The sequence below is a fragment of the Streptomyces hygroscopicus subsp. hygroscopicus genome, from assembly GCF_030269125.1.
GTDB classification, from domain to species: Bacteria; Actinomycetota; Actinomycetes; order Streptomycetales; family Streptomycetaceae; genus Streptomyces; species Streptomyces hygroscopicus_C.
The window spans coordinates 240795-264692 of sequence record NZ_BSSM01000008.1 but is presented as its reverse complement, the minus strand read 5'-3'; the positions used below and the strand labels follow the sequence as shown (position 1 = coordinate 264692).

The following is a 23898-nucleotide window of genomic DNA, read 5'->3' as shown; positions in this document are numbered from 1 at the left end:
GCGTGACGAGCGGAAGCGCGGGGAACAGAGGCACAAGGAGCGGACGCGCAAGAGCAGAAGTGACGAAACGGGCATAAGTCACTTATGGCGCGTCGGGTATGGCGGGTGGTACGGCAGTGACCAACCGTGTTGTCGGACCCTGCCGTTAGTCTCGGGAGTCATGAGACTCCTGCACACGTCCGACTGGCATCTCGGCAGGGCCTTCCACCGGGTGAGCATGCTCGGGGCCCAGGCCGGGTTCATCGGTCACCTCGTCGCCACCGTGCGCGAGCGCGAGGTGGACGCGGTGGTCGTGTCGGGCGACGTGTACGACCGTGCGGTGCCCCCGCTGGCCGCCGTCGAGCTGTTCGACGACGCCCTGCACCGCCTCGCCGAACTGGGCGTGCCCACGGTGATGATCTCGGGCAACCACGACTCGGCCCGTCGCCTCGGCGTCGGCGCCGGGCTCATCGACCGCGCCGGCATCCATCTGCGCACCGAGCCGGCCGCCGTCGCCACCCCGGTGGTGCTCGCAGACGCCCACGGGGACGTCGCCTTCTACGGCCTGCCGTACCTCGAACCCGCCCTGGTGAGGGACGAGTTCAAGGTGGACAAGGCCGGGCACGAGGCCGTTCTCGCCGCCGCCATGGACCGGGTCCGCGCCGACCTGGCCACCCGCCCGGAGGGCACCCGGTGCGTCGTCCTCGCCCATGCCTTCGTCACCGGCGGTCAGCCCAGCGACAGCGAGCGGGACATCACCGTCGGCGGGGTGGCCGCCGTACCGGCCGGAGTCTTCGACGGCGCCGACTACGTGGCCCTCGGGCACCTCCACGGCTGCCAGACCCTGACCGAGCGCGTGCGCTACTCCGGCTCCCCGCTCGCCTACTCCTTCTCCGAGGCCGACCACCGCAAGAGCATGTGGCTCATCGACCTCGCCGCCGACGGCGCCGTCACCGCCGAGCGCCTCGACTGCCCGGTGCCCCGGCCGCTGGCCCGCATCCGCGGCACCCTGGAGGAGCTGCTCGCCGACCCGGACCTCGACCGCCACGCGGACGCCTGGGTCGAGGCCACCCTCACCGACGCCGTCCGCCCGCCCGAACCGATGGCCCGGCTCACCGAGCGCTTCCCGCACACGCTGAGCCTGGTCTTCGCCCCCGAGCGCGCTCCGGACGATTCCCGGGTCTCCTACGCCCGGCGCCTGGCGGGCCGCAGCGACCAGCAGATCGCCCAGGACTTCGTCGCCCACGTCCGGGGCGCCGGACCCGACGAGCGGGAGGCGGCCGTGCTGCGCGAGGCGTTCGACGCCGTCCGCGCCGACGCCGTCGCGCGGGAGGTGGCCAAGTGAGGCTCCACCGGCTCGACATCACCGCCTTCGGACCCTTCGGCACCACCCAGAGCGTCGACTTCGACGCCCTGTCCGCCGCCGGGCTCTTCCTGCTGCACGGCCCCACCGGCGCGGGCAAGACCTCCGTCCTGGACGCCGTCTGCTACGCGTTGTACGGCTCCGTGCCCGGCGCCCGCCAGAGCGGCGCGGGCCAGGGCATGAACCTGCGCAGCGACCACGCGGAGCCCCGTACCCGCACCGAGATCCGTCTCGAACTCACCATCGCCCAACGCCGGTTGGAGGTCACCCGGCAGCCGCCCTGGGAGCGGCCCAAGCTGCGCGGCAAGGGCACCACCGTCGACAAGGCCCAGACCTGGCTGCGCGAGTACGACGCGACGGCGGGCGCCTGGCGGGACCTCAGCCGCTCCCACCAGGAGATCGGCGTCGAGTTCGAGCAGCTGCTCGGTATGAGCCGCGAGCAGTTCTGCCAGGTCGTGCTGCTGCCCCAGGGCGACTTCGCCCGCTTCCTGCGCGCCGACGCCGAGGCCCGCGGCCGGCTGCTGGGCCGCCTCTTCGACACCCAGCGCTTCGCCGACGTGGAGAAGCGCCTCGCCGAGCGGCGCCGGGCCGCCGAGACCCGGGTGCGCGAGGGCGACGCGGCCCTGCTCGCCGACGCCCACCGCATGCAGCAGGAGGCCGGCGGCGCCATGGAGCTGCCCGAGCTGGCGCCGGGCGACCCGGGCCTGGCGGAGACCGTGCTCGGCGCCGCCGCCGTCGCCCGCAGCACCGCCCGCGAACGCCTCGCCGTCGCCCACAGCCGCCTCACCGCCGCCGAGTCCGTCCACGCCGTCGCCCGCCGAGCCCTCGACGGCGTACGCGAACTCACCCGGTTGCAGAGCCGCTTCGCCGAGGCGCGCCGTCGCGCCGAACGCCTCCGGGAGCGGGCCGACGAGCACCACGCCGACCGGGAGCGCATGGAGCGCTCCCGCAGGGCGGAGGCGGTCGCCCCCGCGCTGGCGTTGCGGGAGGAGGCCGAGCGGGAGCACCGCGGGGCCGACGCCGCCGAGGCCCGCGCCCGCGGCGCCCTGCCCACACCCCTCGCCGACGCCGACGCGAGCGGGCTCGCCGCCGCCGCGCGCCGCGCCGCCGAGGAGCTGGGCGGGCTGGACGCCGCCCGGCGTGCCGAGCACCGCCTGGCCGGACTCACCTCGCAACGGGCCGATCTGGACCGGCAGGAGCGCGCCGACGAGGACGTGCTGCGCGAGGCCGAAGCCTGGCTGGAGGGCTGGGACGAGACCCGCACGGCCCTCCAGGCGCGGATCGACGCCGCCCACGAGGCCGCCACCCGCGCCGAACAGCTCGACGTCCAGCGCGAGCCGATGCGAAGGCGCCTGGCGGCGGCCCGCACCCGCGACGCGCTCACCGCCGACCTGGAGGCGGCCGGACAGCAGGCGCGGGACGCCGAGCAGCGCGCCCTCGACGCCCGCGCCCACTGGCTCGACCTCAAGGAACAGCGGCTGGACGGCATCGCCGCCGAACTCGCCGCCCGTCTCACCGCCGGCGAACCCTGCGCCGTCTGCGGCGCCACCGAACACCCCGCGCCCGCCCGCAAGGTCGCCGGTCACGTGGACCGCGCCGCCGAGGAGCGGGCCCACGCCGCCTCCCAGGAGGCCGACCGGCACCGCGCCGAGGCCGAGCGGCACCTGGCCGCCGTCCGCGCGGACCTCGCCGCCGCCACCGCCGAGGCCGGCGACACCTCCACCGGCCGACTGGTCGCCGAAGCCGACGCGCTGGAGCGGGAGTACGCCCACTCCCGCCGGGCCGCCTCCGCCCTGCACGCCGCCCACGAGGAGTTGCGGGGCGCCGAGCAGGAGCGCGAACGGCGCCTCGCCGACCGGCAGCAGGCCGCGGTACGGGCCGCCTCCAGGCTCACCCGGCGCGAGGCCCTGGAACGCGAACAGGCCCAGCTGGAGGCGGAGTTGGCCCAGGCGCGCGGCGGCGCCGACAGCGTGGCCGCGCGCGCCGCCCAGCTGGAGCGGCGGGCCGCGCTGCTCACCGGGGCCGCCGAAGCCGTACGCGCCGCCGAGGACACCGCACAGCGCCTCAAGGCCGCCGACGCCCGCCTCGCCGACGCCGCCTACCGCGCCGGCTTCGCCACCCCGCAGGAGGCGGCCGCCGCCCTGCTCACCGACGCGGCCCACCGCGAGCTGCAACACCGACTGGACGCCCGGCAGTCGGAGGAGGCCGCCGTGCGGGCCGTGCTGGCCGAGGCCGACACGGCGGCCGCCGCCCAGCTCCCGCCCGCCGACCCGGCCGCCGCCGAACGGGCCGCGGCCGAGGCCGAGCGCCGGCTGCGCGAGGCCGCCTCCGCCCGCGACGCCGCCGCCCGCTGCTGCGCCGAACTGGACCGCCTCTCCGCCCGCGCCACCGAGGCGGTGCGCGGGCTCGCCCCGCTGCGCGCGGAGTACGACCGGGTCGCCCGGCTCGCCGCCCTCACCGCGGGCACCTCCGCCGACAACGAGCGCAAGATGCGCCTGGAGTCGTACGTGCTCGCCGCCCGCCTGGAACAGGTCGCCGCCGCCGCGACCGCCCGCCTCCAGCGCATGTCCTCAGGCCGTTACACCCTCGTGCACTCCGACGACCGCAGCGGACGCGGCCGCAGCGGGCTCGGGCTGCACGTCGTGGACGCCTGGACCGGCCGCGAGCGGGACACCGCCACCCTCTCGGGCGGTGAGACCTTCTTCGCCTCCCTGGCGCTCGCCCTCGGTCTCGCCGACGTCGTCACCGACGAGGCGGGCGGGGTGCGCCTGGACACCCTCTTCATCGACGAGGGCTTCGGCAGCCTGGACGACCAGACCCTGGACGAGGTCCTCGACGTCCTCGACGGCCTGCGCGAACGCGACCGCAGCGTCGGCATCGTCAGCCACGTCGCCGACCTGCGCCGCCGCGTCCACGCCCAACTGGAGGTCGTCAAGGGCCGATCCGGCTCCACGCTGCGGCAACGGGGCACCGGCTGACCTCCGTCGGCGCCGGTGCCGGGCGGGTTCTGCCGCCGTTTCGCGGACGTGTAGGTTCTTCGCCCATGGCTCGGTTTGAAGATCGCGGAGTGCTGGAGTGGGTGGAGTCGGGCGGCGGCCCCCTGATCGCCGTTCCGGAGGTGGTCCTGCCGTTCTGGGCGGGCGCCGACAGCGAGGAACTCGACACGGACTACGACCGGGCCTGCGAGGTCCCGGGATACGCCGGGCTGCTCCCGGTCGGCGACAGCGCGGCCCTCGTCCTCGGTGACGAACCGGCCGCCACCACCTATCTGCCCGAGCACGGCACCTTCGTACGCTGGTCCGCCGCGGACTCCGAGCGCGAACTGCTGGCCGGTGTCCCCGCCGCGCTGGAGGGCGCGGTGTGGGAGCAGGAGCTGCGCTGGGAGGTGCCGGGGCCCGTGGTGCTGTTCGACTCGGCCTGGCCGGGCGGTGAGGCGGACCGGCAGGAGCACCTGCGCGTGCCGCTCCCCGCGGGGTCGTACAGCGTGCACGCCGCCTACGCCCAGCCCGGCCCGGAGACCTGGGTGGGGCTGGTACGGCTCAGCAGGCTCGCCTAGCCGGCCGTTCACGCGCGGGTCAGGGCCGTACGCCGTCGAAGGCGATCTCCAGGTGCCGGGGGCCGCGCAGCACCGCGTTCTCCCGGTACGGCGGCGGGTCCTGCACCAGGCGCGGGTTCTCCAGCCGCCGGGCCAGCTCGGTCAGCGCGATCTGCGTCTCCAGGCGGGCCAGCGGCGCGCCGAAGCAGATGTGGATGCCGCTGCCGAAGCCGAGGTGCTGGATGTCCTCGCGGTCCGGGTCGAACCGCTCGGGGTCCGTGAACCGCTCCGGGTCCCGGTTGCCCGCGGCCAGTACCAGCCAGATCCGCGAGCCCTTCGGGATCGTCACGCCGCGCACCTCGATGTCGGTGATGCAGGTGCGCTGCGGCACCAGTTGCACCGGCGGTTCGTAGCGCAGCAGTTCCTCCACGAGCCGGGGCGCGAGGTGCGGGTCGTGGCGCAGCCGCTCCAGCACGTCCGGGTGGCGCAGCAGCGTGAGCATGCCGTTGGTGATCAGGTTGACGGTCGTCTCGTGGCCCGCGATGAGCAGCAGGACGGACGTGCTGAGCACCTCCATCATCGTCATGGCGCCGTCCGGGCCACCGCCGCGCACCAGGTCGGACAGCAGATCGTCGCGGGGCTCCCCGGCGCGCTCCTCGACCAGCCCGGCCAGGTACATGCCGAGCTGCATCCGGGCCTCCCGCGCCGCCTTGACGAAGTCCTCGTCCGCGTCCCGCCGGGTGCTCGGGTCGAGGCTCGCGACCAGGGGATCGACCCAGGCGCGAAAGCGCGGCTCGTCCTCCCGGGGCACCCCGAGGAGCCGGCAGATCACCGTCACCGGGAAGGGATACGCGAACTGGTCGACCAGGTCGATCCGCCGCGCCTCCCCGATGCCGTCGATCAGCCCGGTGACGATCTCCCGCAGCTCGCCCCGCATGCCGTCGATCCGGTGCGGCCGGTGCGGGGGTCCGAAGGCGCTGTTGGCGATGCGCCGCAGCCGGTCGTGCTCGGGCGGGTCGAGGCGCAGGAACGACGGCGGAAGCCCGCCCGTCTCCTCCGACTGGAGCAGCACGTCCTCCCCGGCGGCCGCCAGGTTGGCCGCGTCGGAGCTGATCCGCGGGTCGTGCAGCAACGCCTCGATGTCCCAGTAGGAGCTGATGACGTAGGGGCCGCCGTCCTCCTCGTGCAGCACCGGTGTCCTGCGGAGTTCCTGGTACACCGGGTACGGGTCGGCGCGGTTGGCGAAGTCGGTGATCCGGCGCACGAGCGAGTCTTGCGTCATGACGGGTCCTTGGGGCGTGTCCGGGGGTGGGGCAGTCGGTGCGGGGGCTCAGTGGCGGGCGGGGTGGAAGACGAGCTGGGTGTCGGACGGCGAGTAGCCGCCGAGGGTCACCATCGGGCCGTGGGTCGGCAGGGACGGGTCGGGGAAGTCGGCCGGCACCGGGCGCCGGTGCTCGGGGCGCCGGTCCAGCGTCGGGTACTCCACCGGGAACGGCGCCCCCCGCTCGATCGCCCGCTGGTAGAACTCCAGCCACCGCGTGTTGTCGAAACTCACCGCGGCCACCACCCGGCCCTTGTGGCCGTAGACCCCGACGAACCGGCGCTCCGCCGTCGAGCCCTGCGTGATCATCAGCTCCTCGCCCATCGGGGGCACTCCGACGGACTTGATGTTCACTCCGAACTGCGAGGACCAGAACGCCGGCATCCACAGGTGCGGGCGCCGGTCGGCGCCGCCGCAGATCATGTTGTGCGCGGCCGTCTCCGCCTGCGCCACCGCGTTGCCCCAGTGTTCGAGGGACAGGAACTGGTATTCGAACAAGGCGTGCGGGGAGCGCGCCACATCGCCCGCCACGAACACGTCGTCGGTGACGATGCCCCGGAAGTCGAAGGCCCGGCAGCCCGCGTCACAGGCGATGCCCCGGGGCCCCGCGCCGAGCCCCGAACCGGCCAGCCACTCGGTGTTGCGCAGCGAACCCAGCGAGACCACGACCACGTCCGCCTCGACCACGCTCTCGTCGGACAGATGGACCGCCCGCACCCGTCCGGCCGGATCGCCCTCCAGCGCGGTCACCGTCACCCGGGTGCGCAGATCGACACCTTGCTCGCGCATCAGCTCCGCGGCGACCGCGCCGACCACCCCGCCGAGCGCGCCCACCAGCGGCGCGCCCGCCCGCTCCGCCACCGTGACCTCGATGCCCTGCTCCCGGCACGCGGAGGCGACCTCGCAGCCCGCGAACCCGGCACCGATCACGAACACCCGGCGCGGCCCCGAACGCAGCCGCTGGTGCAGCCCGGCCGCGTCGTCCCGGGTGCGCAGCAGGAAGACGCCGTCCAGCCCCGCCTCCGACTCCTTCGGCCAGGGCCGGGCACGCACCCCGGTGGCGATGAGCAACCGGTCGTACTCCACCTCGTCCCCGTCGGCCAGCCGCACCCGCCTGGCCGTCAGGTCCAGCCCGGTGGCCGCCACGCCGAGCCGCCATTTCGCGTCGATCTCCCGGCGCCGGGGCAGCTCGGTGCGATGCGGGGCCGCCCGGCCCAGCAGGACCGCCTTGGACAGCGGCGGGCGGTCGTACGGCTCGTAGGGCTCGTCGCCGATCAGGGTCAGCTCCCCGGCGAAGCCCTCGGCGCGCAGCGTCTCGGCCGCCCGCAGCCCGGCCAGCGAGGCCCCCACGATCGCGATCCGGCCCTCGCGCCGGAGCCGGTCCATGTGGTCAGCGGCCATCGGGGACCTCCGGGCCCCGGGAGGCCCCGTCCGGGTCCACCCCGTCGGCCGTGATCGCCTGCACCGGGCAGGCGGCCACGGCCCGCGCCAGCCGCTCGCGCTGCTCGTGGTCGGGCTGCGGGTCGTAGACCAGCGACTCCTCGCCGTGCATGGCGAAGACGTCCGGCGCGAGGAACGCGCACTGCGCGTACCCCTGACACTTGTTGAGATCGACGACGAGCCTCATCGACGCCCTTCCGGTGGCCAGGTCCGCGGCGCGCCACGCGGCTGGCGCGGCGGGCCCGGACAGCGGTCGTCCCCCGTTCGCCAGCATGGGAGCCGAGCCGGGGGACCCGCGCGCCGGGCACGCCGATCGAGTGAGGCCCAGGACCCGGTGGTCAGAGCCGGGACAGCTCGTCCACCAGGTCGTCCAGGCCCAGGGAGCCCTGGGAGAGGGCCGCCATGTGCCAGGACTTCAGATCGAACGACGCGCCGTGCCGCTCCCGCGCCCGCTCCCGGCCCAGCAGCCAGGCCCGCTCGCCCAGCTTGTAGCCGATGGCCTGGCCCGGGATGGTCAGGTAGCGGGTCAGCTCGCTCTCCACGAAGTCCGCGGGACGGCTGGTGTGCGCGCCGAAGAACTCCTGCGCCAGCTCCGGCGTCCAGCGCCCACCGGGGTGGAACGGGGAGTCCGCCGGGATCTCCAGCTCCAGGTGCATGCCGATGTCCACGATCACCCGGGTCGCGCGCATCATCTGCGCGTCCAGGTAGCCGAGGCGCTCCTCCGGGTCGGCGAGGTAACCCAGCTCGTCCATCAGCCGCTCCGCGTACAGCGCCCACCCCTCGGCGTTGGCACTGACGATGCCGACCGTCGCCTGGTAACGGGAGAGGTTCTCGGCCACGTGCGCCCACTGCGCGAGCTGGAGGTGGTGGCCGGGGACGCCCTCGTGGTACCAGGTGGAGACCAGGTCGTAGACCGGGAAGCGGTCCAGGCCCATGGTGGGCAGCCAGGTGCGGCCGGGCCGGGAGAAGTCCTCCGAGGGGCCCGTGTAGTACGGGGCCGCCGCGCCGCCGGGCGGGGCGATGCGCGACTCCACCCGCCGGACCCGCTCGGCGAGTTCGAAGTGCGTGCCGTCCAGGTCCGAGATCGCCCGGTCCATCAGGCCCTGCAGCCAGTCGCGGACCTCGTCGACGCCGATGTGCCGGCCGTGCTCGTCCAGGTGCGCCAGCGCCACCCAGGGGGTCTCGGCGCCGGGCAGGATCTTCTCGGCCTCGCGCTTCATCTCGCCGAGGATGCGGTGGAACTCCGACCAGCCGTACGCGTACGCCTCGTCCAGGTCCAGGTCGGTGCCGTTGAAGTAGCGCGCCCAGCGCGCGTACCGCTCCCGGCCCACGACGTTCGGGGCGCCCTCGACGGCCGGCGCGTACACCGCCCGGAGCCAGTCGCGCAGTTCGGTCAGGGCGGCGGTGGCACCGCGGGCCGCCTCGTCCAGCTCGGTGCGCAGCGTGTCGGGGCCGGCGGCGGCGAACTCCTCGTACCAGCCACGGCCCTCGCCGTCCGTGTCGATCCACTCGGTGAGCTGCCCGATGAAGGTCTCGGTCGGTCGCGGCGCCGCGAACAGCTTGCGGTCCAGGCCCAGTTGGAGCGACTCGCGGTAACCGGCGAGCGCGCCCGGCACCGCGCGCAGCCGCTCGGCGATCGCCGCCCAGTCCTCCTCGGTCTCCGCCGGCATCACCGTGAAGATGTCCCGCACCGAGTGGCCGGGGGTGTGCATGTTGCCGACCGCGCGCAGGTGTTCGTCCGCCTCGTGCACGGCCAGTTCGGCGGTCAGCCGCTCCCGCAGCAGCCGCCCGCAGCGCCGCTCCGCGTCGCTGTCCGCGCCGGGCCGGCGCTCCGCCTCGTCCAGCTTCGCGAGGGTGGTCCGGGACAGCTCCGCGAGCGCCTCCTGACCCGCGGGCGAGTAGTCGGGCAGCGTACGCGAACTCTCCTGCACACCGAGGTAGGTGCCGGTCACCGGGTCGAGGGCGATGAGATCGTCGACGTACGCGTCGGCGACCTGGCGGGGCAGCGGGGTGTTGATCTCAGACATGCCGCCCATCCTCGTACGAGAGGGATCGCCGCGTCACCCGTGCGAGCGGGGATTCAGCTGTCGGCGTGCCGGGGCGGCAGCAGCGGCCCGCACTCCCACTGCTGGAAGATCAACCGGGTCTCCACGCGGGCGACTTCGCGGTGGGCCGTGAACTCGTCCAGGACCAGCCGCTGAAGATCGGCCATGTCCGCGACGGCCACATGCACCAGGTAGTCGTCCGGCCCGGTCAGATGGAACACCGAACGGGCCTCCGGCAGCGCCCGCACCCGCTCCACGAACGGCCCCACCAGCTCCCTGCGGTGCGGCCTGACCTGAACCGACAGCAGCGCTTGCAACCCGCGCCCGAGCTTGGCCGGATCCAGCCGCAGCCGATGGCCGAGGATCACGCCGCAGCGGCGCAGCCGGGTCACCCGGTCCAGACAGGTCGACGGCGCCACACCGACCTGGGCGGCGAGGTCGCGGTAGGTGATCCGGGCGTCGTTCTGCAGCAGCCGCAGCAGCTGGAGATCCACCGGATCAAGTACGACGGATTCGGACATTGGCCGAACATAGCACGGGGTCCTGCCCTCGGATACCGGTCGTTGTTCACCCTTCCCGTCATGGACACAGCGACCACGGGTGCCTACGACGACGTACGCCCCGCACCGAGAGCCCTCGACACCGAGGCCGTGCACGCCGGCCGCGACGATCTCGCCCGCCAGGGGCTGCACGCCGCGCCGATCGACCTGTCCACCACGTATCCCTCCTACGACAGCCGGGGCGAGGCCGCGCGCATCGACGCCTTCGCCGCCGACGGGGCCGACCCGGTGGGACCGCCGGTCTACGGCCGGCTCGGCAACCCGACCGTCGCCCGCTTCGAGACCGCCCTGGCCCGGCTGGAGGGCACGGAGTCCGCGGTCGCGTTCGCCAGCGGGATGGCGGCCCTCAGCGCGGTGCTGCTCGCGCGGTCCGCCATGGGTCTGCGCCACGTCGTCGCGGTACGGCCGCTGTACGGATGCAGCGACCACCTGCTGACCGCCGGGCTCCTCGGCACGGAGGTGACCTGGACCGACCCGGCCGGCGTCACCGACGCGCTGCGCCCGGACACCGGCCTGGTGATGGTCGAGTCCCCGGCCAACCCGACCCTCGCCGAGCTGGACCTACGGGCCATCGCGCACGCGTGCGGTTCGGTGCCGCTGCTGGCCGACAACACCTTCGCCACGCCGGTGCTCCAGCGGCCGGCCGAGCAGGGGGCGCGGCTGGTGCTGCACAGCGCCACGAAGTATCTCGGCGGGCACGGGGACGTGCTGGCCGGGGTCGTGGCCTGCGACGAGGAGACCGCCGGCCGGCTCCGCCAGATCCGCTTCGCCACGGGCGGCGTCCTGTACCCGCTGGCCGGCTACCTCCTCCTGCGCGGCCTGTCCACCCTGCCGGTCCGTGTCCGGGCGGCCTCCGCGAGTGCCGCGGAACTGGCCCGCCGCCTCGCCGCCGACCCGCGCGTGTCCCGCGTCCACTACCCGCGCATCGGCGGCGCGATGATCGCCTTCGAGGTCCAGGGCGATCCGCACGAGCTGATCTCCCGGGTCCGTCTGGTCACCCCCGCGGTGAGCCTGGGCAGCGTCGACACGCTGATCCAGCACCCCGCGTCCATCAGCCATCGCATCGTGGACGCGGACGACCGCCGGGGCGCGGGGGTCAGCGACAAGCTGCTGCGGTTGTCGGTGGGGCTGGAGGACGTGGACGACCTCTGGGCCGACCTGGACCACGCCCTCGGGGAGCCGGCCCGGGTGCCGGCGGGAGTGACGGAGGCGGTGGCGGAGGCGGTGGGCTGACGGGCCCCCGACTCCACCGGTGGGGTCCCGCTGCCGTCAGCGGCATCCCACCGGCGCCCCCGGATGACCCTCAGTCCCGGTGAGCCGCGTCGTACCGCGGGAGGGAGGACGCCTCCGCGGCCAGCCGCGCCGTGATCACCACCGTGCCCTCCTCCACCTGGTAGTCCAGCGGCAGCCCGAGGCCCCGCATCGTCGCGACCATCCCCGTGTTGGAGGCCTGCGTGACGGCGTACACGCTGTCGCAGTGGGCCTCCCGGGCCAGCCCCACCAGCCGCCGCAGCAACTCCGCGCCGACGCCCCGCCGCTGCCAGTCGTCCTCGATCAGCAGCGCGACCTCCGTCTCGTCGCCGTCCCACAGCAGATGCCCGAGGCCGACGATCCGCCCGGAGGACGTCTGTGCGGCGAGGGTCCGCCCGAAGCGGGGACTGAGGAGGTGGTTGAGATAGCGGTCGGCGTCGCCGACGGGACCGTGGTAACGCAGCGACAGCGTGCGGGCCGAGCACCGCTCGTGCATCGCCTTCGCCGCCGCCAGCTCACCGGTGTCGATCCGCCGTACGGCGATGTCGTCGCCCTCGGGCAGCGTCAGCACGTCCTGCCCCTCCGGGATCCGCGGCCCGAGCCGCGCGTCCAGCTCCACCAGCGCGCGGGCCCGCGCGAACTCGGTGGGCGTGAACGGCAGATACGGCCGCTCCACACTGAGCACGCCGCCCTCCGGCGCCCGCAACCGCATGACCGTGTCCTCCAACACTCCTTCGGCCGGCACCGATTCCTGCTCGCGGCCCCGTCCGGGCAGCGAGCGGATCGTGCACCGGCCGAGCAACTGCCTCAGGGCCAGCGGAAGTTCCGCCGCGTCCAACGCCGTACGGGTGGCCAGGCCCAGCACCCGGGTCGGCGCGTCGACCAGGTCGTGGGCGTCCGCCCGCTCGATGTACGTGGACGCACCCCCCGCCGCCGCCACCGCACGCGTCAGTTCCGCCGCGCCCAGCGTCTCGGGCGCCCGCAGCAGGAACTCGTCCACGGTGCCGTCGGCCAGCGGATGCGTCTGGAGGCTGAGGATGTCCACCCGGCGCTCGGCCAGCGCCGTGCAGAGCGCGGCCAGTGAGCCGGGCTCGTCCTTCACGGTCGTCCGCATCCGCCACAGCGTGCTGGTCCCGGCCATCCCGGCGGCGCCGTCGTGCTGCCCGGCGGGCCCGGCCGACCGCGTCTCGGCGGCCTGCCGGGCACCGGTATCACCGGCCGTGGCCGCCGGCGGTGCGTGGCCGTGGCGCCGCGCCCACCAGGTATGGAAGCCCGCCGTGGCGGCGAGCGCGAGCGCGGAGGCCACCAGCAGGGCGGGGCCGTCGGGGCCGTGCCCGATCAGGTTCGCCACCCCGTCGGCCACGGCGACGGCCGTGAAGAGAGCGGCGAGTTCCACCAGGTCCCGCCGCCAGTGGTGCACGGGCCGGCCGTGCCGGGCGCGGGTCACATCAGACATATCCGGAGTCATGCATCCACTGTGAAGGAGGCGTGTTGCCTGATCACGAACTGTTTGTGACCTACAGGTAAAGCATGCTCCGTCCTGTTTGTCCCGTCTTGTACGATCGGTCGCCACCGGCGTCCCGTCCGGGAATCCCGGCGAAGGGGAGAATCCGCGCACCCGTGCCCGAGCCGGGGTTGCCGCGCGCCGGGGGATGACGCCGGCGCGCGACGTGGCTCGAAAGCGTACGGGAACCGGTCGGGCCACCGTCGATTACTGGCCGACCCGGCCGGGTCGCAGGGTCCGGGTGAACAGCACCGTGCCGTCGTACTCCCGCAGCCGTACCGTCAGTTCACCGCTCGCGCCGTCGATGTCGACCTCGCCGAAGAACTGGTAGCCCTCGGCCGGGGAGACGTTGGCGACGGCCGGCGCCTTGACGAACACGCGGTCCGGACCGAACGTGCCGTCGAGGGCGCTGGCCGGGAAGGCGCCGGCGTTGAGCGGACCCGAGACGAACTCCCAGAACGGCTCGAAGTCCTTGAACGCGGCCCGCGCGGGGTCGTAGTGCTGCGCGGAGGTGTGGTGCACGTCCGCGGTCAGCCACACCGTGCCGGTGATCCGCCGGTGCTTGATGAACCGCAGCAGCTCGGCGATCTGGAGTTCACGGCCGAGCGGCGCGCCCGGGTCGCCCTGGGCGACGGCCTCGAAGTCGGGCCTGCCCTCGACCGGATCCGGCACGACCAGGCCGAGCGGCATGTCGGCTGCGATCACCTTCCACACCGCGCGGGACGCGGACAGCTCACGCTTGTCCGGAGCGGTACGGAAGGTGCCGGTCACGGGCTCGCCGGTACGGCGCGGGTCGTCCGGGTCGGCGAGCGTCACCCGGTAGTGGATCTGCTCGCCGGCGGGCAGGCCGCGCAGCCGGGTGGTGCCGGTGAAGTCGGTGCCCGCGCCGAGCAGCGGGCCCTGGCGGTGGGCCCCGGGGCTGGTCCGCCTACCCCCTGCTGCCGTCCAGGATCACCCGCGCCACCAGCGCCGGGTCGTCGTTCATCGGGCAGTGGCCGCAGCCGGGGAGGCGGATCAGGCGGGCGTGGGGGATGGTCTGCTTGGCGCGGATGCCCTGGCGGCGCAGGAGGAGGCGGTCCCTGGTGCCCCAGGCGACCGTGACCGGCAGGTCGGGGAGGGGGTCGGTGAAGCGGACGGCGTTGCCGGCGCGCAGGGTCGCCTCGAAGCCGGTGGCCTCCACCAGCGCCCGGGTCTCGGCCACCACGGCCTCGGGGTGCCGGCGGGCGGGGCGGGCGTAGATCGTGCTCATCAGCGCGGTACGGCCCGCCGTGCTGCGGCTGAGCCGTCGTACCAGGGGCACCGGCAGCCGCCGGGCGATCCCCCGCATCGCGAGCAGCGTCGCGAAGGCGTACCGCCGCTCGGCCTCGGTCCAGAACCCGGCGGGGGAGAGGGCCGTGACGGACCGTACGAGCTTCTCGCGGCCCAGTTCCAGGGCGAGCAGCCCGCCCAGCGAATTGCCGGCGACGTGCGGACGGTCCAGCTCCAGCGTCTCGAACAGGGCACCCAGCACGGCGTTGGTCGTGGGCAGGTCGTAGGCGAGGGCGGACGGCAGCCCCGGGGACGCGCCGAAGCCGGGCAGGTCGACCGCGATCACCTCGCGCTCGGTGGCGAGGATGTCCACCACCGGGTCCCAGGCCTGCCGGTGGTGCCCGATGCCGTGCAGCAGCACCAGCGGTTCGCCGCGCCCCACGCGCGCGTAGGACACGGCGACGTCCTCGGGGCCGCGCGGGGTCGGGACGGTGAAGGAGACGGTGGCGGACATGGGTGCTCCTCGGCTCGGCTGCTGACAGACGCCGTAGACAGCTTGTCAGCAATCGCTACCGACGGGTAGCCCCGGGTCGCGGACCACGACCGGACCCCGGGGCTCAACGCGCCCGCCGCACCTCGACGTTGAAGTCCCCGTGCCCGAACACCCGCGACATCTGCAACCACAGGGGGAGGTACATCTCCATCGCCCGCGCCGCCCCGATACCCCCCAGATCCAGCACCCGCTCCGCCGGCCACCCGAACTCGCCCAGCAGCCCCGTCACTCGTTCCTTGGCCGGCGCGTCCTCCCCGCACACGAACAGGTGGTGCTCGCCCGGCACCCGCCCGGGATCGACCATCACCTTGAAATTGACGGTGTTCAGCGTCTTGACCACCCGTGCGCCGGGGAACGCCCGCTGGATCTGCTCGCCCACGCTGTCCGACTCCACCGGGTCGAGCCGCGGCAGCCCGTCCACGAAGGCCAGCGGGTTGCAGACGTCCACCAGGACCTTGCCTTCCAGGCGCGCCGCGCCGGCCGCCCGCAGCGCGTCCAGGGCCACCCGCCCGCTCACCGCGTTGACCACCACCTCCCCGGCCTCCGCCGCCTCCGCGAACGTCCCCGCGTGCGCCCGGCCCGCCGCCGCGGTCGCCCACTCCCGCGCCACCGGGTTGTCCGCGGTGCGCGACCCCAGCGTCACCTCGTGCCCCAGCTCCACCAACCGCCCGGCCAGCGTCCGCCCGACCTCGCCCGTGCCCAGCACCCCGTACCGCATCGCACACCTCCGGCTCCCGGCCGCCGGCCCCCGGCGGTCCGCGCGGTCATTGTGGTCCGGCACGATCACACCCCGCCGGATTCCGGGTGGACAGCGCCGGGGCGTGTCGGATGGGATGAGGGCATGACCGCCGACCCCGCGACCGACGTCTTCGAAGAGCACCGGACCCTGCTCACGGGCGTCGCCTACCGCATGCTCGGCCGCGTCGCCGACGCCGAGGACGTGGTCCAGGACGCCTGGCTGCGCTGGTCCCGCGCCGACCGCGCGGAGGTCCGGGAACCGCGCGCCTACCTGGTGCGCATCACCACCCGGCTGGCCATCGACCGGCTGCGCCAGGTGCAGTCGCGCGCCGAGTCGTACGTCGGACCGTGGCTGCCCGAGCCGTACCTCACCGAGTACGGCGAGGCCGCCCCCGACGCCGCGGACCGGGCGGTCCTCGCCGACACCGTCTCCCTGGCCGTCCTGGTCGTCCTGGAGTCGCTGTCCCCGTTGGAACGCGCCGTGTTCGTGCTGCGCGAGGCGTTCGGCTTCCCGTTCGCCGAGATCGCCGCCCTGCTCGACCGCGGCGAACCGGCGGTACGGCAACTCGCCGGGCGCGCCCGCCGGCACGTGGAGGAGCGGCGGCCCCGGTACGACGTCGACCCGGACCAGCGCCGCGAGCTGACGGAGCGTTTCCTGCTCGCCGCGTCCGGGGGCGACCTGGACGGGCTGGTGTCGGTGCTCGCCCCGGACGTCCGCCTGGTCTCCGACGGCGGCGGCAAGGTCAAGGCGGCCCTGCGGATCATGCACAGCGCCGACAAGGTGGCCCGCTTCATAGCGGCCGTCACGCCCACCGCGGCACCCGACCTCTCCGTCCGGCTGCTGGAGGCCAACGGCGGGCCGGCCCTCCTGGTCCTGTCCGGCGACAAGCCCGACAGCCTCTTCCAACTGGACGTCGACGGGGGCCGCGTGACGTCCGTGTACATCCAGCGCAACCCCGACAAGCTGCGCCACCTGGCCGGCCACTGAACCCCACCCGCCGACGAGCCCCCGTCCCGCGACGGGGGCTTTGCCGTGACGTCACCCGGATCACCGCTTACGAACGCCTCGTGAACGCCGCGCTGCGGCCCTCCTCCGCGTGCGCCCGGGGATCGAGGATTGGTCTTGACCAAGGGTGTCGGCCGCCCTATGGTCGCAGAGAAGTGCAACAACCTTTAATAAACAAGGGCGCTAAATACCGCCGGACCACGGCTCTTGCGGAGGACAGGGTGGGGACCACGCAGCTGGATTCGGTGCAGGAACCGAAGTACTGGCATCTGAAGACCGTGCTCAGCGAGGCACTGGACTCCGAGTTCTCCGTCGGCGAGATCCTGCCCAACGAGCGTGACCTGGCCGCCCGCTTCGGCGTGGCCCGCGCGACGCTTCGCCAGGCCCTCGAACAGCTGGAGCTGGAAGGCCGGTTGCAGCGCCGCCGGGGCGTCGGCACGACCGTCGCGCCGCCGCGCGTGGGCGTGGCCGTCGGCGGCGCACAGCACGCCTGGCCCGGTACCGCCGGAGACGCCTGGCAGGCCGTCGACTGCGTCCAGGAGACGCCGTCCGCCGCCGTCGCCACCGCCCTGGAGACCGGCGCCGACGAGCCCGTGCACACCGTGCGCCGCTCCCGGATGTCGGGCGGCCAGCGGGTCGCCACCGAACTCCTCCACATCCCGGCCGCCTCGGTTCCGGGCCTCACCGCGATCGACGCGCCCTCCGGCACGGCCCGCGCGCGTGCGGTGCTGCGGGAGCTGCACCGCATGGACCTGGAAGGCCAGGAGCGATCCGTCGAACTGGGCTCGGCCCGCGCGGACGACGCCCGGGAACTGGACCGGCTGCCCGGCTCGCCCGTCCTCGTCGTCACCACCCGCTTCACCGCCCAGGGCCGCACCGCCGCCCTCTCGGTGGCGACCTACCGCGCCGACACCTGCCGGCTGACCTTCGGCGAGACGCCGGGCGTGGAGATCCACCACGACCCCGCCCGGCGGGCCTCCTGACCGACCCCGCGCCCCGGACGCCACCGGGGCGCATGTCGGTCGGAACCAGGAACGGGCCCGAAGGAGTGGGGTACGGCACCATGCCGTCGGCGGTATGACGCTCCTATCATTCCGGCAACCACGCACCGCGAGGAGGCCGTCCCGTCATGAGCCGCATCCAGCCCTCGGCAGAGGTACCGGCGTACGAGGAACTCCGTGTCCCCGTGCACGGCGGTGAACTGGCCGTGCTGCGCTGGCCCGCCGTCGACCCCGGCGCCCCCGTGGTGCTGGCCCTGCACGGCATCACCGCCAACGGCCTGTCCTGGGGCCGGGTCGCCCACCACCTCGCCGGCCGCGTCACCCTGCTGGCCCCCGACCTGCGCGGCCGGGGCCGCAGCGGGGAGCTGCCCGGCCCGTACGGCCTCGCGGCGCACGCGGACGACATGGCCGCCGTGGTCAAGGAGCTGGCGCCGGGACCGGTGGTGCTGACCGGGCACTCCATGGGCGCCTTCACCGCCGCCCTGACCGCCGTGCGCCACCCCCAGCTGCCCTCCGCCCTGCTGCTGGTCGACGGCGGTGTGGCCTTCCCCGTGCCGACCGACCTGGAGCCCGACGAGCTGATCGCCGCCGTGCTCGGCCCGGCCATGAGCCGGCTGTCGATGACCTTCGAGGACCGCGACGCCTACCGGGCCTTCTGGCAGAAGCACCCGGGCTTCGCCGACGCCTGGTCGCCCTGGGTGGACGCCTACATCCAGCGCGATCTCGTGGGCGAGGAACCCGAGTTGCGCTCCTCCTGCGCGATCGAGGCGGTCCGCGTCGACGGCATCGACCAGCTCGGCGGGGAGGTGGCGCAGGCCGTCCACCGGCTGCCCCTGACCGCCCTCCTGCTCCGGGCGGAGCGCGGCCTGATGAACGAGCCGCAGGGCCTGTACGACGAGCAGCGCCTCGCCGCCGCGAAGCTCGACCCCGACAAGGTCCGCACCCGGTACGTCCCCGGCACCAACCACTACACGCTCCTCGTCGGCGACGCCGGCGCCCGGCTCGTGGCGGACCAGCTGCTGGCCGCGGCGGGCATCGCGGCCCCGTAGCCCACCGACGCACACCAAGCGGAGACGCGCGCCGAGACCGCGGGCCCGGCGAAGAGGGTCGTGATCTGCTCAATCCCCGCCCACCTCACAGGAGTTGCCCATGCGTCTCCTCGCCCTGCGCCGCTTCCTCCGGCGGACCGCTCTGGCCGCCGCGCTCGGGCTCCTGGCCACCGGGGCGACCCTGGCCGGCCCGCTCGCCCCGCCGGCCGAGGCCGTCGGCGCCCTCCAGCAGATCACCGACTTCGGGTCCAACCCGGGCAACCTGGCGATGTACGCGTACACGCCGGCGAACCTCCCCGCCGGCGCCCCCCTGGTCGTCGCCCTGCACGGCTGCGGCCAGACGGCCGGTGACTACCACGCCCACTCCGGCTGGCAGAAGTTCGCCGACGCGTGGGGCTTCGCCGTGGTCTACCCGCAGACCAGCACGGCCAACAACGCGCTGTCCTGCTTCAGCTGGTTCGACGCGACCAAGGACACGCGCGGCCGGGGGGAGGCGGCCTCGGTCGTGCAGATGGTCGACACCGCGGTGGCGCGGTACGGCTCCGACCGCGGCCGGATCTACGTCACCGGCCTGTCCGGCGGCGGCGGCCTGACCGCCGACCTGCTCGCCGACTACCCGGACGTGTTCGCCGGGGGCGCCGTCGACTCCGGACTGCCCGCGCAGTGCGCCACCACGGTGAGCGCCTCCCTCGGCTGCCAGTACGGCCCCGTGCCCCTGACCCCGGGGCAGTGGGGCGACAAGGTCCGCGGTTCCTACCCCGGTTACCCCGGCCCGTGGCCGCGGGTCGCGATCTGGCAGGGGACCCTGGACACCACCGTCAACCCCGTCAACGCCCTGGAACTGCGCGACCAGTGGACCGACGCCTGGGGCATCGGCCAGTCGGCCTCGGAGACCCGGGTGCTGACCGGCGGCACCACCGAGAGCCTGTACGACGACGCCACGGGCACACCCGCCGTCGCCCTGTTCGCCGTCCCCGGCATGGGCCACGGCCTCGCCGTGCACCCCGGCACCGGCGCGGACCAGTGCGGCGGCGTCGGGCTCTACTTCCTCGACACCATCTGCTCCAGCTACCACACCGCGAAGTTCTGGGGCCTGGACACCCCCTGACCCGCGATACCGTCAGCGGCGCGCCGTCACCGTGCCCTCCACCGCGAACAACTGCTCCTCCACGTGGTCCAGGGCCAGTCGCAGCGCCCCCGTGGCCACGGCCGCCCCGCCCAGCGCGGACAACGCCACCCGGGGCGGCCGCAGGCAGTAGCGGGCGAGTTCGCGGCGCAGCGGTTCCAGGACGCCGTCCAGTCCGGCCGCCCAGCCGCCGATCACGACCAGCTCCGGATCGAGCGCCAGCACCAGCGCGGCCACGTCGTGCACCAGCCGCTGGATGAACCGCTCCACGGCCGCCCGCGCCCGCAGATCGCCCTCCCGCGCCAGCGCGAACACCTGGGCCACCGCCTGCTCGTCCAGCGGATGCAACGGCTCGTCGGTGGTGGACAGCAGCGTCTCCGGGGTGGCCTCCCGGCCCAGCAGGTGCAGCGCCCCGATCTCCCCGGCCGCCCCGCCGAAGCCCCGGTGCAGCCGCCCGCCGATCAGCGCGCCGGCTCCCGGACTCAGCCCGGCCAGTACGAACACCACGTCGTCGGTCTCCTGCGCCGCGCCCTTCCAGTGCTCGGCGACCGCCGCCGCGTTGGCGTCGTTCTCCACCAGCACCGGGCACTCGAAGGAACGGCTCAGCCGTTCACCGAGGTCGAGCCCCGTCCACTGGGGCAGTGCCGTGCTCAACCGCACCGTGCCGTCGGCCGCCACGATGCCCGGGGTGCCCACACCCACCGCGCGCAGCGAGTCACGCGGGACCCCGCAGCGCCGCAGCAGCTCGGCGACCGCGCCCCGCAGCCGGTCCAGGCGCTCGTCCGCGGACGCCGTCTCGGCGACCTCCCTGGCCTGCCGGCCCAGCACCCGCCCGTCCAGGTCGGACAGCAGTGCCGCGACCCGGTGCGCGCCGACCTCCAGGCCCAGCAGATGGCCCGCCTCGGCCCGGAACCGGAACCGGCGGGCCGGGCGCCCCTGCCGGCGCGCGATCCCCTCGTCGGCGGCCCGCTCCACCACGAGCCCCGCCCCGATCAGCCCCTCGACCACGCCCTCGACCGTCGGCCGGGACAAGCCGGTGACCCGGGCGATCTCGGTGAGCGTCGCGCAGTCCGTGGCCCGCAGGGCGTGCAGCACCACCGCGGAGTTGATCCTTCGCAGCAGCGAGGGATCGCCGCCGGTCAGCTGCCCCACCGTCCGTCCTCCCAGCTCGCGGGCGTGTTGGCCGGATCGTACTCGGCCCGCTCCGCCCCGGCGAGCGCCGGGCCCGACCCGGACGGAGCACGGGGCTCAGCGCGGCTCCACGAACCCCGACTCGTAAGCGGCGATCACCGCCTGCGTCCGGTCGCGCGCCCCGAGTTTGGCCAGGACGGCGCTCACATGCGTCTTGACCGTCTCCGTGCCCACCACCAGCCGGTCGGCGATCTCCGCGTTGGACAGCCCCCGGGTCATCAGCCGCAGCACCTCCGCCTCCCGCTCGGTCAGCCGCGCCCGCCGGAGGACGGCACGCGCGGGCCGGTCGACGCCGTCGCCGTACCGCTCGGCGAGCCGTCGTACCGAGGCGGGGAACAGCAGCGACCCGCCCTCGGCGACCAGCCGTACCGCGTGCACGATCTCGGCGGGCCGGGCGCGCTTCAGCAGGAACCCGTCGGCGCCGGCGCGCAGCGCCTCGTACACGTACTCGTCGTCCTCGAAGGTGGTCACCACGAGGATCTTCGGCGGGTCGGCGACCGTACGCAGCACCGCGCGCGTGGCCTCGATGCCGTCCAGGAGCGGCATCCGGACGTCCATCGCCACGACGTCGGGGCGCAGTTGCCGCACCAGCGGGATCACCGCGGCCCCGTCCGCCGCCTCGCCCACCACCTCGATGTCGGGCTGCGCCTCCAGCACGGCCCGCAGCCCCGTGCGGACCAGCGGTTCGTCGTCGACGAGGAGTACGGTGACCGGCATCCGGCCAGCCTAGATCAACCCAACAGCCGCCGGGCACCGGCCCGCTCCCCCTCGGCGGCCCCGCCATCCCCGCCGGAGCCGGCCGGCTCACCCCAGCGGCAGCTCCACCCGCACCGTCCACTCGCCGTCCTCCGGACCGGTGCGCGCGCTGCCGCCGAGCAGCGCCGCCCGCTCCCGTATGCCCCGCAGCCCGCTGCCCCGACCGGTGCCGGGCACCGGCTCCGGCATCGCGTTGCGCACCCGGAGCAGCAGCCGGTCGTCCGTGACCGCGACGCGGACCCGCACGGGCATGGCGCCCGCGTGCCGCAGCACGTTGGTCAGCGCCTCCTGGAGGATGCGGTAGCCCTCCCGGGACACCGGCCCCGGTACCGCCGCGACCGGGCCCGTCACCTCCGCGTCCACCGTCGCCCCCGACGCCCGCGCCGACTCCAGCAGCCGGCCCGCGTCCGCCAGCGTGGGCCGGGCACTGGCCGGCCGCCCGGTCTCGCGCAGTACGCCCAGAACCCGCTCCAGATCGGCGAGCGCGGCCCGGCCGGTCTCCTCGATCGCGCCGAGCGCCCGGTCGGTGAACCCCGGATCGCCCGCCGCGCGCGCCGCTCCCGCCTGCACCACCGCGACCGTCAGGGCGTGCCCGATCGAGTCGTGCAACTCCCGGGCGATCCGCGTGCGTTCGAGCAGCTGCTCGGTGCGCTCCTCCAGGGCGGCCAGCCGCTCGGCCGCCGACGGTCCGAGCAGCCGGCGCGCGCACACCGTGACCAGCGCGCCCAGGCCGACGACCGCGCCGTACAGGACGAGCAGCGGAACGGGTGCCAGCAGGGCCCAGCCGGGGGACGGCGGCAGCCGGTCGAGCGGCGGCGTCCCGGACGGCACGCGCCCCCACGCGCACCGCGCCAGCTCCACGCAGGTGACGAGCAGCCGCACCGAGACGAGACAGGTCACCCAGCCGAGCACCCAGCGCAGCTCCAGCCACACCACCGTACGCAGCCGGTCCCGCCAGGTCGCCGCGGGTGCCTCGGATATGCCGGACTCCCGCGCTCCCGGCGTCAGCAGCAGCCGCGCCTGCACCCCCTCGCCCAGCCGCACGGCCGGCAGCAGTCCGAGCGGGACGAGTACCAGGGCGGGCACCCAGGGGCGCGCCGGATCGATGAAGAGCCACAGGCTCTCCACCAGCATGGGCACCCACAGATGCAGCAGCCGTGTGTACGTCGTCCCGCGCAGCAACGGGCGCAGGAGGCGGACCATGCGGACATCGTCGCACCCGCCACCGACAACCGGCCTCCCCCGCACGGGGGAGGGGCTCTCCACCGGCGGGGGAGGCGCCAACTCCCGCACCCCACCAGGCTGAAGCCATGACCAGCATCGACGTACGCGACCTCACCAAGGAGTACGGCGCCCGGCGGGCCGTGGACCACCTGACCTTCACCGTCCGCCCCGGCCGCGTCACCGGGTTCCTCGGACCCAACGGCGCGGGCAAGTCCACCACCATGCGCCTCGTCCTCGGCCTCGACCGCCCCACCTCGGGCACCGCCACCGTCGGCGGCCGGGCGTACGCCGAACTCCCCGAGCCGCTGCGCCGGGTGGGCGCCCTGCTGGACGCCGGGGCCGCGCACGGCTCCCGCACCGCCCGCGACCATCTGCGGGCCCTCGCGGCGAGCAACCGCATCCCTCCCACCCGGGTCGACGCGGTCCTCGAACAGACGGGACTGGCCGAGGTGGCCCGGCGCCGGGTGGGCACCTACTCGCTCGGCATGCGCCAGCGGCTCGGCATCGCGGTGGCCCTGCTGGGCGATCCCGAGGTGATCCTCCTGGACGAGCCCGCCAACGGCCTCGACCCCGAGGGCATCGTCTGGATCCGCAGCCTGCTGCGCGGCCTCGCCGCCGACGGCCGCACCGTCCTCGTCTCCAGCCATCTGATGAACGAGACCGCCGCCCTCGCCGACCATCTGGTGATCCTCGGCCGCGGCCGCCTCCTCGCCGACACCCCCGTCCAGGAGTTCATCGACGCCCGCGTCCAGCCCGAGGTCAGGGTCCGCAGCTCCGACGCCGGCGCGCTCGGTGACCTGCTCGCCCGGCACGGCCACGACGCCACCCGGCACGAGGACGGCGCCTGGACGGTACGGCACACCCGCGCCGAGGACCTCGGGCGCCTGCTGTCCGAGGCGGGCGTCCCCGTGCTCGAACTGGCCGCCAGGGAAGGCACCCTGGAGCAGGCCTACCTCGATCTGACCGCCGCCGAGGCGGAGTTCACCGCCCAGCCCCAGGAGGTCTGAC

19 protein-coding genes and 2 pseudogenes are annotated in these 23898 nt (G+C 74.7%); 9 read left to right on the top strand and 12 right to left on the bottom strand.

The features are described from left to right. Window positions 1–160: 160 nt before the first annotated feature. The 3 genes from QSK45_RS19895 to QSK45_RS19885 all read left to right on the top strand — a co-directional run bounded on the left by QSK45_RS19895 (window position 161) and on the right by QSK45_RS19885 (window position 4898). Window positions 161–1324 (top strand): exonuclease SbcCD subunit D, encoded by a 1164-nt coding sequence (locus QSK45_RS19895; RefSeq protein ID WP_285558708.1) that lies wholly within the window; start codon window positions 161–163, stop codon window positions 1322–1324. Next, the gene (locus QSK45_RS19890) at window positions 1321–4320 is read left to right on the top strand and encodes an AAA family ATPase (protein WP_285558706.1); all 3000 of its coding nucleotides are present in this window, start codon (window positions 1321–1323) and stop codon (window positions 4318–4320) included. The genes QSK45_RS19895 and QSK45_RS19890 overlap by 4 nt, the downstream gene beginning before the upstream one ends. A 65-nt stretch (window positions 4321–4385) precedes the next feature. Next, window positions 4386–4898, top strand: a complete 513-nt coding sequence (locus QSK45_RS19885; protein WP_285558701.1) for an immunity 21 family protein — start codon at window positions 4386–4388, stop codon at window positions 4896–4898. Window positions 4899–4917: 19 nt separating this feature from the next. Here QSK45_RS19885 and QSK45_RS19880 read toward each other — a convergent pair whose 3' ends face one another. The 5 genes from QSK45_RS19880 to QSK45_RS19860 form a co-directional block, all read right to left on the bottom strand. After that, window positions 4918–6159 (bottom strand): cytochrome P450, encoded by a 1242-nt coding sequence (locus QSK45_RS19880; RefSeq protein ID WP_285558699.1) that lies wholly within the window; start codon window positions 6157–6159, stop codon window positions 4918–4920. A gap of 48 nt (window positions 6160–6207) precedes the next feature. Further along, window positions 6208–7599: an NAD(P)/FAD-dependent oxidoreductase gene (locus QSK45_RS19875; RefSeq protein ID WP_285558697.1), complete on the bottom strand. Its 1392-nt coding sequence runs from the start codon at window positions 7597–7599 to the stop codon at window positions 6208–6210. Beyond that, window positions 7589–7825, bottom strand: coding sequence for a ferredoxin (locus QSK45_RS19870; RefSeq protein WP_285558696.1), 237 nt, complete (start codon window positions 7823–7825; stop codon window positions 7589–7591). Before QSK45_RS19870 ends, QSK45_RS19875 begins: the two co-directional genes overlap by 11 nt. A gap of 151 nt (window positions 7826–7976) precedes the next feature. After that, window positions 7977–9665: a DUF885 domain-containing protein gene (locus QSK45_RS19865; protein WP_285558694.1), complete on the bottom strand. Its 1689-nt coding sequence runs from the start codon at window positions 9663–9665 to the stop codon at window positions 7977–7979. A 53-nt stretch (window positions 9666–9718) separates the two neighbouring features. Then, entirely contained in the window at window positions 9719–10204 is a 486-nt protein-coding gene (locus QSK45_RS19860; protein WP_285558692.1) for an Lrp/AsnC family transcriptional regulator, read from the bottom strand. A gap of 60 nt (window positions 10205–10264) precedes the next feature. On the opposite strand from QSK45_RS19860, the gene QSK45_RS19855 reads away from it, so the two are divergent. Continuing rightward, a complete protein-coding gene (locus QSK45_RS19855; protein WP_285558690.1) occupies window positions 10265–11476 on the top strand; it encodes a trans-sulfuration enzyme family protein in 1212 nt (403 codons plus the stop codon). A gap of 70 nt (window positions 11477–11546) precedes the next feature. Here the strand turns inward: QSK45_RS19855 and QSK45_RS19850 are convergent, their stop codons facing one another. From QSK45_RS19850 to QSK45_RS19835, 4 genes and pseudogenes are all read right to left on the bottom strand, one after another. Further along, window positions 11547–12950 (bottom strand): GNAT family N-acetyltransferase, encoded by a 1404-nt coding sequence (locus tag QSK45_RS19850; RefSeq protein WP_285558689.1) that lies wholly within the window; start codon window positions 12948–12950, stop codon window positions 11547–11549. 255 nt (window positions 12951–13205) lie between these two features. Beyond that, window positions 13206–13898 (bottom strand): annotated as a pseudogene (locus QSK45_RS19845) (alkaline phosphatase D family protein); the annotation flags it as partial. 28 nt (window positions 13899–13926) lie between these two features. After that, window positions 13927–14760: an alpha/beta fold hydrolase gene (locus QSK45_RS19840; RefSeq protein WP_285558688.1), complete on the bottom strand. Its 834-nt coding sequence runs from the start codon at window positions 14758–14760 to the stop codon at window positions 13927–13929. A gap of 103 nt (window positions 14761–14863) precedes the next feature. Further along, complete coding sequence (locus tag QSK45_RS19835) at window positions 14864–15517, bottom strand: NADPH-dependent F420 reductase (RefSeq protein WP_285558687.1); 654 nt, start codon at window positions 15515–15517, stop codon at window positions 14864–14866. A 123-nt stretch (window positions 15518–15640) separates the two neighbouring features. On the opposite strand from QSK45_RS19835, the gene QSK45_RS19830 reads away from it, so the two are divergent. The 4 genes and pseudogenes from QSK45_RS19830 to QSK45_RS19815 all read left to right on the top strand — a co-directional run. After that, entirely contained in the window at window positions 15641–16525 is an 885-nt protein-coding gene (locus QSK45_RS19830) for an RNA polymerase sigma-70 factor (RefSeq protein ID WP_285558685.1), read from the top strand. A 239-nt stretch (window positions 16526–16764) separates the two neighbouring features. Further along, window positions 16765–17526, top strand: a complete 762-nt coding sequence (locus tag QSK45_RS19825; protein WP_285558683.1) for a GntR family transcriptional regulator — start codon at window positions 16765–16767, stop codon at window positions 17524–17526. Window positions 17527–17672: 146 nt separating this feature from the next. After that, a complete protein-coding gene (locus QSK45_RS19820) occupies window positions 17673–18593 on the top strand; it encodes an alpha/beta fold hydrolase (RefSeq protein ID WP_285558681.1) in 921 nt (306 codons plus the stop codon). A 100-nt stretch (window positions 18594–18693) separates the two neighbouring features. Further along, window positions 18694–19692, top strand: a pseudogene (locus QSK45_RS19815) (extracellular catalytic domain type 1 short-chain-length polyhydroxyalkanoate depolymerase); the annotation flags it as partial. 21 nt (window positions 19693–19713) lie between these two features. Here the strand turns inward: QSK45_RS19815 and QSK45_RS19810 are convergent. From QSK45_RS19810 to QSK45_RS19800, 3 genes are all read right to left on the bottom strand, one after another. Next, window positions 19714–20871, bottom strand: a complete 1158-nt coding sequence (locus QSK45_RS19810) for an ROK family transcriptional regulator (RefSeq protein ID WP_285558679.1) — start codon at window positions 20869–20871, stop codon at window positions 19714–19716. Window positions 20872–20967: 96 nt separating this feature from the next. Next, on the bottom strand, window positions 20968–21627 hold the full coding sequence (locus QSK45_RS19805; RefSeq protein ID WP_285558677.1) for a response regulator transcription factor: 660 nt from the start codon (window positions 21625–21627) through the stop codon (window positions 20968–20970). Between the two features lie 87 nt (window positions 21628–21714). After that, window positions 21715–22869, bottom strand: a complete 1155-nt coding sequence (locus QSK45_RS19800) for a sensor histidine kinase (RefSeq protein WP_285558676.1) — start codon at window positions 22867–22869, stop codon at window positions 21715–21717. 107 nt (window positions 22870–22976) lie between these two features. On the opposite strand from QSK45_RS19800, the gene QSK45_RS19795 reads away from it, so the two are divergent. Next, the gene (locus tag QSK45_RS19795) at window positions 22977–23897 is read left to right on the top strand and encodes an ABC transporter ATP-binding protein (RefSeq protein WP_285558675.1); all 921 of its coding nucleotides are present in this window, start codon (window positions 22977–22979) and stop codon (window positions 23895–23897) included. The last annotated feature ends 1 nt before the right edge of the window (window position 23898 follow it).